10 protein-coding genes are annotated in these 12,766 nt (G+C 60.4%); 1 reads left to right on the forward strand and 9 read right to left on the reverse strand.

The window, feature by feature from the left end:
* Positions 1–108: 108 nt before the first annotated feature.
* Both NKJ23_RS13940 and NKJ23_RS13945 read right to left on the reverse strand, forming a co-directional pair.
* Positions 109–633, reverse strand: coding sequence for a GNAT family N-acetyltransferase (locus NKJ23_RS13940; RefSeq protein ID WP_352450247.1), 525 nt, complete (start codon positions 631–633; stop codon positions 109–111).
* Between the two features lie 91 nt (positions 634–724).
* Entirely contained in the window at positions 725–1,531 is an 807-nt protein-coding gene (locus NKJ23_RS13945) for a hypothetical protein (RefSeq protein ID WP_352450248.1), read from the reverse strand.
* A gap of 204 nt (positions 1,532–1,735) precedes the next feature.
* Between NKJ23_RS13945 and NKJ23_RS13950 the strand changes: the two genes are divergently transcribed.
* Positions 1,736–3,151 (forward strand): adenylate/guanylate cyclase domain-containing protein, encoded by a 1,416-nt coding sequence (locus tag NKJ23_RS13950; RefSeq protein WP_352457161.1) that lies wholly within the window; start codon positions 1,736–1,738, stop codon positions 3,149–3,151.
* A 37-nt stretch (positions 3,152–3,188) separates the two neighbouring features.
* Here NKJ23_RS13950 and NKJ23_RS13955 read toward each other — a convergent pair whose 3' ends face one another.
* The 7 genes from NKJ23_RS13955 to NKJ23_RS13985 form a co-directional block, all read right to left on the reverse strand.
* Positions 3,189–3,668 (reverse strand): class I SAM-dependent methyltransferase, encoded by a 480-nt coding sequence (locus NKJ23_RS13955; RefSeq protein ID WP_352457162.1) that lies wholly within the window; start codon positions 3,666–3,668, stop codon positions 3,189–3,191.
* Positions 3,669–3,875: 207 nt separating this feature from the next.
* On the reverse strand, positions 3,876–5,057 hold the full coding sequence (locus NKJ23_RS13960) for an ABC transporter permease (protein WP_031211575.1): 1,182 nt from the start codon (positions 5,055–5,057) through the stop codon (positions 3,876–3,878).
* Positions 5,054–6,052 carry an ABC transporter permease gene (locus tag NKJ23_RS13965; RefSeq protein ID WP_023675966.1) on the reverse strand — a complete coding sequence of 333 codons (999 nt, stop codon included), beginning with the start codon at positions 6,050–6,052 and terminating at the stop codon, positions 5,054–5,056. The genes NKJ23_RS13960 and NKJ23_RS13965 overlap by 4 nt, the downstream gene beginning before the upstream one ends.
* Before the next feature lie 2 nt (positions 6,053–6,054).
* Positions 6,055–7,953, reverse strand: coding sequence for an ABC transporter substrate-binding protein (locus tag NKJ23_RS13970; protein ID WP_352680676.1), 1,899 nt, complete (start codon positions 7,951–7,953; stop codon positions 6,055–6,057).
* Positions 7,950–9,845: an ABC transporter ATP-binding protein gene (locus tag NKJ23_RS13975; protein WP_352680684.1), complete on the reverse strand. Its 1,896-nt coding sequence runs from the start codon at positions 9,843–9,845 to the stop codon at positions 7,950–7,952. The genes NKJ23_RS13970 and NKJ23_RS13975 overlap by 4 nt, the downstream gene beginning before the upstream one ends.
* Before the next feature lie 149 nt (positions 9,846–9,994).
* Positions 9,995–11,335 (reverse strand): adenylate/guanylate cyclase domain-containing protein, encoded by a 1,341-nt coding sequence (locus NKJ23_RS13980; protein ID WP_023675963.1) that lies wholly within the window; start codon positions 11,333–11,335, stop codon positions 9,995–9,997.
* Positions 11,336–11,380: 45 nt separating this feature from the next.
* The gene (locus NKJ23_RS13985) at positions 11,381–12,724 is read right to left on the reverse strand and encodes a nucleotide sugar dehydrogenase (protein ID WP_352450255.1); all 1,344 of its coding nucleotides are present in this window, start codon (positions 12,722–12,724) and stop codon (positions 11,381–11,383) included.
* Positions 12,725–12,766 lie beyond the last annotated feature (42 nt).

The raw sequence follows: 12,766 nt of genomic DNA on the forward strand, positions 1-12,766 counted from the left end.
TGGCGTGAGACGAAATGGCCGTATCCTACGCAGCTCTCCATGAGAATCACCTGTTCGCTCGGCACGAATTGTCAGACTGGCTAAACAGCTAACGCCAAACAGCGGATCTTAGAACCGCAGCCGGGCCATGCTCAGGAGGTCGTGGTACTGCCCGTCGGTAAAGCCGGCCTTCACATGCCGGCCTTCGACCTCAAAGCCGTGGCTTTTGTAGAGACGGAGAGCCGCTTCGTTGTCGGCATAGACGGTCAATTCGACCCGCTTCAGGGCGCGCCAGTTGTCGGCCACGTCAAGCAGCGCGCCAAGTATGGCAGAGCCGATACCTTTGCCGACAAAGGCATCGTCAAGGCCAATATTGATCTCGCCGATATGCGAACGGCGCGGTGAACCCTGCACGACCAGGCTGCCATGGCCGACGACCTTGCCGTCCAGCTCGGCAACGATCCAGGTGGTTTCCTGGCCGGACTTGGCAATGCGCCGCGCCACCTGCTCCACCATCTCGAAAGGCATCCTGAGCGTGCCCCAGCGGAAGCCCGGCATGTTGAAGATAGCGCAAAGCGCCTCCGCATCGCTTGGCCGGACGGACCGCAGCAGCGGCTCGATTTTCTCGGAGGGTGGCGAGGTCGTGCTGGTCATGGCGTTCCCGGCGAAGGCAATCGGCCCGGTACGATGCACCGGACGCCACCTGAAAATCCAGCCGTCTCTGACCTATGATGCCGATTGCGAGCTAAAAATACCGGGAGGCAGCGTAGAGTTTGAAGACGCCGCTGATGCCTATCCAGCCGAAAAGGGCGAGCCAGCACAATGTCACGGTCGCCGTCCAGTCGATCCGGTGCACCGCAGCGTTGGTGATGACGACGCCGAGGATGGCAAGCAGGCCAACCAGAAACTGCGCCAACCCGAGCACCAGCAGTTCCTCGCGCGGCGCGCTTCTCCAGACGAGATATATACCGCCCGCACCGGCGAGGAAGATGGCGCTGTAGACCTGAGCGTGGAAGGCATCGATCGGCCATGGCCAGATGCCACTGAATGTCAGGGGAAACAGCAACAGGCCGACGCCATAGAGCCCAAGGATCGCGGATTCCGCCGGCATGTAGCCGCGCCATGCGGGATTTAAGGTCACGCCTTTTGCAGAAGGACGGGCCCTGGCCCGCCACAGGGACAGCCCGGATACCGCGACCGAAGCAAGATAGACCAAAAACCACAGCCAGGGCGCTTTGCGCTCGAAGTTGAAATAGCCGAGATTGATGAACGAAGCCACCGACACGATGACGGTGAAGATGAAGGCCATGACGAGCACGAGCCTGCCGGGCGACCAGCGATTCCAGACCAGCAGTGCCGCCATCACGACCATTTCGGCGGTGTAGAAGCCACCGAGGAAGCGCGCATTGAACGGCGTGACGGCCCAAGGCCAGCCCGGTTTCACCAGCGCAGGCATGAAAAACAGGCCGGCGCCTACGATCAGGACGATGATGACCACCGCAGAAAAAAGGCGCAGGGCCGCGGGAAATGGCGGATTGTCGGATGTCGGCATGGGAGAAAATCCCAAAGATGAATGCGCCATGGACCATCATAGTGCTGCTTGCGGCCGGTTAAAATCCGCCGAATGGAAATTGAACGGTCACCAGGCTTATCCATTCGAATGGCCGTACGGTCCGTTTCGAAGTAAGATGGAGCACTCGGACCAAAGACCGGTCCGGTCAAAACGCCTCGGGGTGCATTTTCCGGAGCCTGCACGATGAACGAAGCTCAGGATCTGTTCTCACTTCTGCGACAATCGGCCGATGTCGATCCGCAGGCGATCGACGCGATCAAGCGAACCATCGCGGAGGGCGAGGACCGCGAACTTTGCCGCATCAATGCGCCAGCCTTCGCCAGCAAGCATGGCCTCGACGAGGAGCGCGCAATAAGCGCCTTTCTCCATGCGGCGCGGGTGGGCATCTTCGACATTTCCTGGAATGTTCTGTGCCCCGGCTGCGGCGGCGTGCTCGACACCAACGCCACGCTGAAAACCCTGCAAAAGGACGAATACACCTGCGCGCTGTGCTCCGAGGGCTATTCACCGACCCTCGACGAGATGGTCGAGGTGACATTCACCGTCAGTCCCCGCGTGCGCAGGATTGCCGCCCACAATCCACACGAACTGCCGGTGGCGGAATATTTCCGCCAAATCTACTGGGCGTCCGGCGTCGATCTGCCGGAAGAGGATTTCGCGAAAAAGCTGGAAGCGTTCTCGCTGGAGGATATCGAGCTTGCGCCCGGTGAAAAGGCGGTTCTGCCCATACAGCTTCCGTCCGAATTCATCATCGTCTTCGAGCCGGTCACCCATTCAGCGCAGTTCATCGACGGGAAGGGCGAACCAACAAAGGAGCGCCGGAGCCTCTCTTTGGCCTTCGACCGCGACCATGTCCAGAACCAGACGCTGGAGATGCAACCCGGCCCGTTGCGCATTTCGCTGGAAAACCGGACCGACACCCGCGTGCTGCCGACGGTCTTCATCGCCGGCCAGGCATTGCATGATTTCCTGGGAAAACGCCGGCCCTTCCTGACCGCCAAGCGCCTGCTCACCAACCAGACGTTCCGCGATCTCTATCGCACGGATACACTCGACATCAACCAGCGCCTGAAGATCACCAGCCTGACGTTCCTGTTCACCGACCTGCGCGGATCGACCGAGCTTTACGAGCGGGTGGGCGACCTTTCAGCCTTCGATCTCGTGCGCGAGCATTTCCAGGTTCTGCACGAGATCGTCACGGCGGAGGCAGGCGCGGTGGTGAAGACGATCGGTGATGCGGTGATGGCGACCTTCGCGACGCCTGATCGTGCGATTGCTGCAGCCCTCAGGATGCGCGATGCCATGCGTACGCTCAACGACAAGAGCGGGCGCGAGGATCTGCTGCTCAAGATCGGAGTCCATGCCGGCCCCTGCATCGCCGTGTCTATGAATGAGCGACAGGACTATTTCGGCCAGACGGTCAACATTGCTTCGCGGGTCCAGAACCTTGCCAACGCACAGGCGATCTTCGCCACTCGGGCGGTGGTCGACGACAATCTCACCGCCGATCTCTTGCACAGGAACGCGCTGACGCCCGTGCCCCACGAGGTCTCGCTGCGCGGCATTGACCGGGAGATAGCAGTATATACGATCCCCTGAAGGCTTGGCCCCTGAAGATTTGGCTCGTCCCGGCCCCTCACACGCGCCTACAGATAAAATAACGATCGGCGGGAACCGAAGGTGGCGGCGGGAGGCGTTGCAACTGCGGGTGATCGAGCGGCGTGCCGCTGACCGCGATGCCGCCGACGCGAAGCAGGCGCGCGGTCAGATCGGGAAGCCAGGTAGAGGTCACTGCATCGCGATCTTCATAGCCGGTGCCGATGTCGGCATGAACAAGAGCGGCGTCGATGCCAATGAACCTGCTCGCCGTCTCGCGTATTTCGCCGAGCACGAGGTTTTCAGCTTCGGGAATTGAGCTGGCGTGTGCGGCAAGTGCGCGGTCGAACGCTACGATCCGGCGTCCGGGCAGGCGCTCGCGCAGATGGTGGAACGTCCGGCCATTGCCGAGGCCGAGCTCGAGCACGGGCCCCTCCATCTTTGCCACCTCGGCGCAGACATGATCAAGTATGTCGCGCTGTGCGGTCATCCTCCGGATGAAACTGTCAAGGCGACTCATGTGCGATTGTATGTCCAGAACCAGTTCACGAAATCAACTGCCCCCGACCAGAGCGTTTCGCGGCTGAAACCCGAGGCCGACGTGTTAAACCCCGATCGAGTCTTGCCGCGTGTAGAGGCGGACGATGAACACTGCAACAAGCGAACAGTTGCCGACAAGGATCATACGGGTGGAGTCGGCGGCACTGCGCGCGGCGGAATAGCGCTGTCACTTGTAGGGGTCCGCGGCGTCCCGCAACCCGTCGCCGAGGAAGTTGAACGCCAAGATGACGAGAACGACGGGGAGCATCGGCAAAAGCAGCCATGGATAGAACGCGATCACGCTGACGCTGCGCGCCTCGGTGAGCAGGATGCCCCAGCTGGTTATCGGTGCCCTCAGCCCGAGCCCGAGGAAGCTCAGCGCCGTCTCGCCCAGGATCATGCCAGGTATGGAGATCGTCGCCGTCGCGATCAGATGCGACATGAAGCCGGGAATGAGATGCCGCCCGATGATGCGGCTGCTTCTGGCGCCCATCAATTGCGCGGCCAGAACGTAATCCTCCTCGCGCAAGGCCAGAAGCTTTGAACGCACGGCCCGCGCCAGTCCGGTCCAGTCGAGCAGCCCGAGGATGACGGTGATGCCGAAATAGATCAGGATCGGACTCCAGGTTATCGGCATAATCGCCGCCAGAGCCAGCCATAGCGGAATGCTGGGGATCGATTGCAGAACTTCGATTATCCGTTGGACGATCAGGTCGAAGATACCGCCGTGATAGCCGGCCAGTCCGCCGATGACAATGCCGAGCAGGAAGCTGAAACTGATGCCGACGAGGCCGATTGTCAGTGAAATGCGTGCGCCATAGATGATGCGCGAGAGCACATCGCGCCCCAGCCTGTCAGTGCCGGCCAGAAAGAGCTGGCCGTTTTCGGCGGGGCAGACAAAATGCCTGTCACCTTCGATAAGGCCCCAGAACCGGTAACTGTCGCCCTTGCAGAAGAAACGGATCCGCTGAACATCATCCTGTTTCTCGACGTAGTTCCGCTTGAGCGTGTCCATATCCAGCGTCATCTGGCGGCCATAGACGAACGGCCCGACGAACTGGCCGTTGTGGAACAGGTGCACTCGCTGCGGCGGCGAATAGATGTAGTCCATGTTGCGCGTGTGCAGATCGTAGGGCGCCAGGAACTCGCAGATCAGTATCCCGAAATAGAGCGCTGCCAGGAATATGCCGGATACAAGGGCAAGCCGGTGCCGACGGAATTTCCACCACATCAGCCGCAGCTGCGACGCCTGAAAGACCTTCGACTGCTCCGGCGTCATCGCCTCGACCGACTCCAGGTCAAAGGGCGCAATGGAAACGTAGTGTTGCAGCGGGGCGCCCGGAGCGGGCAGCGGCGATTGCGTGTTCATTTGGTGCTGCCGCCTTGCAAACGAATTCGCGGATCAAGTAGCGCCAGCGCCAAGTCGGAAATCAGGACGCCGATGACCGTCAGGAAGGCGAGGAACATCAGGAACGACCCTGCCAGATACATGTCCTGGCTTTGCAGCGCCTTGATCAGCATCGGCCCGGTCGTCTCCAAAGACAGCACGATTGCCGTGATTTCGGCGCCGGAGATGATGGCCGGCAGGATAGAGCCGATATCTGAAATGAAGAAATTGAGCGCCATGCGCAGCGGATATTTGACCAGCGCCCTGAAGGGATGAAGGCCTTTGGCGTGCGCGGTCACGACATATTGCTTATGTAGCTCATCGAGCAGATTGGCGCGCAGCCGCCGGATCATGCTTGCCGTGCCCCCGGTGCCGATGATCAAGACCGGAATCCAGAGATGGGCGAGGATCGATTTCGCCTTGGCCCAGCTCATCGGCTCGCCGAGATATTGCTGGTCCATGAGATGGCCGATAGACGTGCCGAACCAGATGTTGGCGAAATACATCAGGATCAGCGCCAGCATGAAGTTCGGAATCGCAAGGCCGAGAAGGCCGAAGAAAGTCAGGCCGTAGTCGCCCCAGCTGTATTGATGCGTGGCGGAGTACATGCCGATCGGAAAGGCGATGAGCCAGGTAAAGATGATCGTGACGAAGGAAACCAGCACCGTCAGCCACATTCGGTCCCCGACGACGTCGCGAACCGGCAGCTCATATTCGAAGGAATAGCCGAAATCGCCGTGCAGCATCCCGCCGACCCAGTAGAAGTAGCGAATGACCGGTGGCTTGTCGAAACCATATTCCTTGCGCATCATCTCGATGCGATCGGAATCCACCGCTTCGCCTTGAGCCCGAAGCTCGGCAACATAGCTGTCGAAATAGTCGCCTGGGGGAAGTTCGATGATCGTGAACACCAGTGCCGATATGACCAGCAGCGTTGGAACCATCACGGCGATACGCCAGACAAAATATCGAAGCACGCTCAGGACTCTCCAAGCCAGAATGTATCCGGCATATAGACACCGAAATAGGCGGTCGGGTCGTAGCCGTAGAGCGCCTTGTCAGGCAGATTGCGCAGCCGCGAGGATGCCAGAATCGGCTGATGCGTTCCGTTTACCGTGCCGATCGAAAACACCTGATCGGTATAGATCGACAGCATTGAATTCCAGATCTCGGCGCGCTCCGTGGCTTCGGTCGATGCGTTCCAGCGCTTGAGTAAAGCCATCAACTCGACCACGGGCGGAAGATCGGGCGCTTCGCCGACCTTGCCACGGGACAAGTAGTGAGCACCCCAGAGCGGCCATTGCAGCTGGTCATCGACGGTGGGGGCGAGTTGGTAGGGGTTCATGTCGGCGGTCGGCACGCCATTGTCGATGCCCGACCACATCGACATCATGATCTGGCCACCAAGCGCGCGGCTGCGGAAGATGTCGCGCTGCGAAGTCCGGATGAACAGGGCGATGCCGATCTTGCGCCAGTGATCGGTGATGAGCTCGAGCGCGTCGGTTTCCAGCGTGCTTTCGCCGGCCGTTTCCACTACGAGCTGCGCCGGGCGTCCGTCGGGGAGTGTCCGCAGGCCGTCATCGTCACGCGCCTGAAGCCCGACCTCGTCGAGCAGGGCATTGGCCTGGTCGGGATCATGGGCGACCCAGGCTTTCGCGAATTCCGGCCGGTAGAGCGGGCTCTCCGGCAGGACCGTATCGGCACTTTCCTGCGCCAATCCGTAGAACACAGCCAAATTGATCTCGCGCCTGTCCACAGCGAGCGAAAGTGCGCGGCGCACGCGCACGTCACGAAAAAGGCCACGCCACACCTGGTCGGCACAATTCAGATTGGGCAGCAGCGCCAGCCGCGAACCTTGTGTGCGTTTCCAGAGATGCATCTTCACCGGGTAGCGCTTCTCCGCATCCTTCAGGAAGGAGTAATCGGTGAAGTCAATTCCCATGCCTTGCAGGTCGCTCTCGCCCGCACCGGTCTTGGCGGAAATGATCGCCGACGAGCTGACATTCATGACAATCCGGTCGACATAAGGCAGTTGCCGGCCATTCTCGTCTATTCGATGAAAGAACGGGTTCCGCTCGAAGACGAACTGCTCAGCCGGCGGCTTGGTCCGGTTCTGCCAGGGATCGAGCGTCGGCAGCTCCGGGTTCTCCGGGCGATACTGCCGCGACATGCGGATATGCAAGAGCGTCCATTTCTGGGCCCGGTTCTCCTTCATTAGGCCGGCGAGCCGGAATGGATCTTGGTATTTCTTGTGGAACTGCTTGAGATAGGCGGCCGGCAGAACAAGCGATAGGGGCGAAGCAGCGGCGAGCTTGGGCAGGAAGTCGGGATTGGGCGCATCCCAACTATAGCGGACCGTCAACGGATCGACGATCTCGAAGCGTGGCGGCTTGCCGTCCGCCAGCAGGGCCGGGGCGAGCCCGCCTTGCGAAAGCTCATCGTTCAGCCAGACATCTTCCCAGCAATAGCGAAAATCCTCCGACGTCAGCAGGCTACCGTCAGACCATTTATGTCCTTCTCGTATCTTGAAAGTGAAGACACGATCATCCGCTACATCGAAACTTTCGAGAATGTCGGCTTGCAGGTTAAGCTTTTCGTCATAGCCGACCAGGCGAGCGTACCCGTAGATTGTCATCATCCGGATGTCTTTCTGGCTGCCGATGATCGTGCGCAGCGTGCCGCCATATTGGCCGGGCTGCCGGCCCATCGCGGCGAGATTCAACGCGCGAGGGCGCTTGGGCAGGCGTTCGGCGAGTGCCGGCAGCGCTCTGGCCTTCAGCTGCGGCTCAAGAAATTCCGGCTCCAGGTCGCCGGCGCGCAACGTGCCCGGCAGAAATGCCGAAGCCATGAGTCCAAGGACGGTGCGCCGGCTGATCAATGGCGTAGCTCGCTGAAATCGGCCGAACGTCGGGCCAGCACGAGGTGGCCGCCGCCAAGATCGAGCGGCGACAGCATATCCTCGTCGCCCTCGTCGCGGAATTGCGGTCCCCATGCGCTGGTGTCGGAAGCGCCGCTGAGTTTCAGCGTCTTGAAATCCATCGGCCTGTCGAGATCGGGGAAAGGTACTGCGGCGACCAGTGAGCGCGTGTAGGGGTGGACCGGTTTCCTAAGCAGAATTTCGCGCGGCGCGAGCTCGACGATACGCCCGCCGCACATCACCGCGATGCGGTCTGCCATGTAGTCCACCACCGCCAGGTTGTGGGATATGAACAGGTAGGTCAGGCCCAGTTCCTTCTGCAGGTCCTTCAGAAGGTTCAGGATCTGCGCCTGGACAGAGACATCGAGTGCCGAAACCGGCTCGTCGCAGATCAGGAGTTCAGGCCCCAGCGCCAACGCGCGCGCGATGCCGATACGCTGACGCTGCCCGCCGGAGAAACTATGCGGATAACGCTTTATGAAGCGCGGGTCGAGCCCGATTGCCTGCATCAGGCTCTTGACCGTGGCGAGTCGGGACGCGGCATTGCCACGTCGATGGATTTCCAGCGGCTCGCTCAAAATGTTCTCCACCGTCATGCGGGGTGAAAGCGACGAAACCGGGTCCTGGAAGACCATCTGGATTTTCGCGCGCAGCATGCGCAGGGCGTCTCCCTCGGCTTCCAAGACGTCGATCGGACCATCGCGGCCATTGACGATCACAGAGCCGCCGCTAGGGGTGACAGCCCGCATGAGGATCTTGCTGACGGTGGTTTTGCCGGAGCCGCTTTCGCCGACAAGACCCAGGCACTCACCCCGCCTGATATCAAAGCTCACGCCGTCCACGGCGCGAACAGAGGTTTGATGATCTCCGCCGAACCATCCGGACTTGCGGATCGTGAAGGTCTTTGTCAGATCCCTGACCGACAGCAGGATGTCGTCCGGCCCCTTCGATGCCGGCGCCGTCTGCTTGCCGAGCAGGTTCCCGACATTCACCGGCACCTCGCGGAGCGCCTTTAGCCTTTCGCCGGGCTTCAGGTCGAAATGCGGAACGGCTGCCATCAGGCCCTTCAGGTAAGGGTGGCCCGGCCGGCGGAATATCGCCTCCACAGGTCCCGCTTCCATGATCTCGCCATGGTACATGACCACCACCTCGTCGGCGACGTTGGCGACTACGCCAAGATCGTGCGTGATCAGCAGCATCGCCATGTTCAGCTTCGTCTGAAGCTCGCGCAGCAATTGCAGGATTTGCGCCTGGATGGTGACGTCCAACGCCGTCGTCGGCTCGTCGGCGATCAACAGGGCGGGCCGGCAGATAAGCGCCATGGCGATCATGGCGCGTTGACGCAATCCTCCCGAAAGTTCAAAGGGATACATGTCATAGGCGCGCTTGGGGTTGGGAAAGCCGACAAGTCCGAGCATTTCCTCGGTCCGCGCCTTGCGCTCCACCCAAGCCATGGGCGTATGAATCTGCAGGGATTCGCTCACCTGATTGCCGATCGTATGCAGCGGCGACAGTGATGTCATCGGCTCCTGAAATATTTTGCCGATGCGGCTGCCTCTCAACGCCCGGATTTCGGGTCCGTCACGCGGCATCTGCAGGATATCCTGCGTCGTGCCGGGCTTTTCAGGATCGGAAAACAGGATACGGCCGCGAACATGGGCTGTGTTCGGCAAAATGCCCATCACTGCCTGGCTGAGAACCGATTTTCCGGAACCGGACTCGCCCACAAGCGCGGTAACCTTGCCGGGCAGGACGCGAAGATTTGCACGCCTGACGGCATGCAACGGTCCCCCTATAATGGCAAAAGAGATGCCAACATCCTCGATCCGCAGCAGATCAACGCCCAAATTCATTCTCATACCAGCCCCCACTCTGGCAGGTCCAGAAGGCGAGACTATCGCATTGCCAGCCTAGAGCAACTTGGATTCGAACAGTCGCCAGTTCCCTGGCGGAACCGGCGACCGGACTGCATACCAAACGCGTTCGGATCAGATCGTGGCGGTTACTGGAGCTTCCTCGGGTCGCCCGCGGACGGCCGCGCGGCATTGCGATGAAGCAGCATGACCTGCTCGGCGTCCGATATTCGGTCGTAAATCGGCTCCAGCGCACCGTCTTCGTCGAGCGAGAGAGCACCCGACAAATCGGGTGAAAGCACCGTTAGCTTCTGCCTGATGCCCGCCAGTTCCTCCATGCCGAGCGCCAGCCAGTTGTTGGCGCCGCAATAGCCGGCGAAGTCTTTGCTGGCGAGAACGCTGTGCGGATATTTCTTGGTCAGGGTCTGGAGGCGCTGGACCTCGTTTACAGCCGAGCCGAAAACAGAGAATGTGAGCCGGTCGGTAAGCCCGACATTGCCGAACATCACATTGCCGACATGCAGGCCGATACCATAGTTTATGTCGCTCAATCCCTGCTGCTTTCTGCGCAGATTGAGATCCATCATGCGCGCGGTGGCCTTGTGCGCTGCTGCAAGAGCAGCCTGGCAGGCGATCTCGGACTGTGAACGGTGCCTTGCGCAAGGGTAGACGGCAATGAAGCCATCACCTATGAAACTCATGATCTGCCCGCCCTTGCGATTGAAAGGTGCAGCAGCGGCGTCGAAAAACTGGTTCAGCGTATCGATATAGACTTCGCGGCCGGAGGTTTCGGCAAGTCTTGACGACCCGCGCATGTCGCCCATGACCAGTGCCGCCCGGATTGTATCACCCTCGCCGCGCTTGATCTGGCCGTCGAGCACGCGCCTGCCGGCGTCGCCGCCGAGATAAGTGGTCATCATGTTGTCGGCAAGCTTGGTGAGCACCGCCATCTTGGTTGCGATAGCGAGATGGTTCTGGATGCGCAGCAGCGCCGAAATCATGCTGTCGCTGAAGCCTGCAGCACTGTCGGTGGACCAAGACCCGATCATGCCCTGACTGGTGTTGCCGCTGAAGGGATGGACGAAAGCCATGTAATCGGTGACGCCCATCAGCTTGAGGTCATCGAAAACAGGAAATTCCGACGGCACCGACGGGTCGAGCCGGCGCCGCAGATGGTCGAGCTTGTGGCTGAGCAGATGGTAGTATGGGCTGGTCAGGAATCTGTCGGAATGAACGCCGTTCTCCTTGCGGAAGCCTTCCACTTCCAGGCCCTGGCCGCGGAGCCAGGTGAAGCCGAGCGCGTCATAAAGCGGATGAAGCATCGAAAAGCTCAAATGCACCCGCTTCAACGGCAGGCCGGCAGCAGCCAGCCGTTCACAAAAGCCCCTTACCAATGTTTCCAGGTCGTCGCCCGCCAACGCCGATTGGGTCAGCCAATCGGCAACCTTATCCATGAGAATGGCAGAAATTTCTGCTTGCGCTGTGCTCATGCTATCTCGAAATCTCCTTGCACAAATTCGCCGGCTCGGACGCCGTCAGGCCTTCACCACCGTCTCTCGGGCTAGCCCGAGGCGGCCAAAAATATTGCGTGTGTCGACGATCAGTAGAGCGTGATCCGCGATCGCCTGATAGTCGATCGCGTCGTGGTCGGTTGCAACGACGACAGCGTCGAAATCCTTCAAGGCCACCTCGGTCAATTCGACCGAGCGACGCCCCTTGATCGCCATATGCTCCCGTGTGGCCGGGATTTCGGTAACATGCGGATCGTGGAATTCCGCCTTGCCGCCCCATTCCTCGATGAGTTCAATGAGCCGCAATGAGGGGCTTTCGCGGATGTCGGGCACATTCTTCTTATAGGCGAGCCCGATGATGAGAATGCGCGAGCGGCTGAGCGCCTTGCCGCAGCGCCGGTCCAGCGCCTTCGCCAGTTCATCGACCACATGACGCGGCATGGCCGTGTTGATCTCTGCCGCCAGCTCGATGAAGCGGGTCGGCAGTTCGTATTCGCGAGCCTTCCACGTCAGGTAGAAGGGATCGATCGGAACGCAGTGCCCGCCAAGTCCAGGGCCAGGATAGAAAGGCATGTAGCCGAAGGGCTTGGTCTTTGCCGCCTCGATCACCTCCCAGATGTCGATTCCCATCGCACCGAGCACGATCTTCAACTCGTTGACGAGGGCTATGTTGACCGAGCGGAAGATGTTTTCCGTCAGCTTGACCGCCTCGGCGGTCGCCGTGGTGGAAACCGGAACGACGGTCTTGACCACGCCATGGTAGAAAGCCTGCACGAGCGTCGCCGCTTCAATGCCGTCACCTGCCACGACCTTGGGGATCGTCGCGACTTCAAAGCTGCGGTTGCCGGGATCCTCGCGTTCGGGCGAGAAGCCGAGGAAGAAGTCTATCCTCGACTGCAAGCCGATTTTTTCCAGGATGGGCTTGATCACGTCGTCGGTGGTGCCGGGATAGGTGGTCGATTCCAGCACGATCAGCTGGCCGAGACGCAGATGCTTCGCGATGGTGCCTGCGGTGTTCCTGACAAAGGAGAGATCCGGCTCGCGGTGTTTCGTCAGTGGTGTCGGAACGCAGATGATGATGACATCGCAGACGGCCAGTTCGGCAAAATCCGCAGTGGCGCGGAACCGTCCGCTCGCCACCTGGCCGGCAAGGGCTGTCGACGTCACCGCCTCGATGTAGGATTGTCCGTTGTTCAGGCTCTCGACCTTTTGGGCTTCGATGTCGAAGCCGCAAACAGGGAAGCCGGCGCGTGCGATCGCAACCGCCAGGGGCAACCCGACATAGCCCAGTCCGATCACTCCGACTTGCGCGGCACGCGTCGAAATCCGGTTCAGAAGACGGTCATATGTCGATCGTGAGGCGTCCAAAAATCTGCTTCCCGTCAATTCGGACAGGCCGTCCGCTTCCAT

Source organism: Mesorhizobium sp. M0184 (assembly GCF_040322215.1).
GTDB lineage: Bacteria > Pseudomonadota > Alphaproteobacteria > Rhizobiales > Rhizobiaceae > Mesorhizobium.

What these genes read in the sequence shown, in the direction of transcription:
- NKJ23_RS13975 (WP_352680684.1), bottom strand. Translation starts at nt 9,845, where the DNA reads ATGAATTTGGGCGTTGATCTGCTGCGGATCGAGGATGTTGGCATCTCT.
- NKJ23_RS13945 (WP_352450248.1), bottom strand. Translation starts at nt 1,531, where the DNA reads ATGCCGACATCCGACAATCCGCCATTTCCCGCGGCCCTGCGCCTTTTT.
- NKJ23_RS13960 (WP_031211575.1), bottom strand. Translation starts at nt 5,057, where the DNA reads ATGAACACGCAATCGCCGCTGCCCGCTCCGGGCGCCCCGCTGCAACAC.
- NKJ23_RS13940 (WP_352450247.1), bottom strand. Translation starts at nt 633, where the DNA reads ATGACCAGCACGACCTCGCCACCCTCCGAGAAAATCGAGCCGCTGCTG.
- NKJ23_RS13955 (WP_352457162.1), bottom strand. Translation starts at nt 3,668, where the DNA reads ATGAGTCGCCTTGACAGTTTCATCCGGAGGATGACCGCACAGCGCGAC.
- NKJ23_RS13950 (WP_352457161.1), top strand. Translation starts at nt 1,736, where the DNA reads ATGAACGAAGCTCAGGATCTGTTCTCACTTCTGCGACAATCGGCCGAT.
- NKJ23_RS13980 (WP_023675963.1), bottom strand. Translation starts at nt 11,335, where the DNA reads ATGAGCACAGCGCAAGCAGAAATTTCTGCCATTCTCATGGATAAGGTT.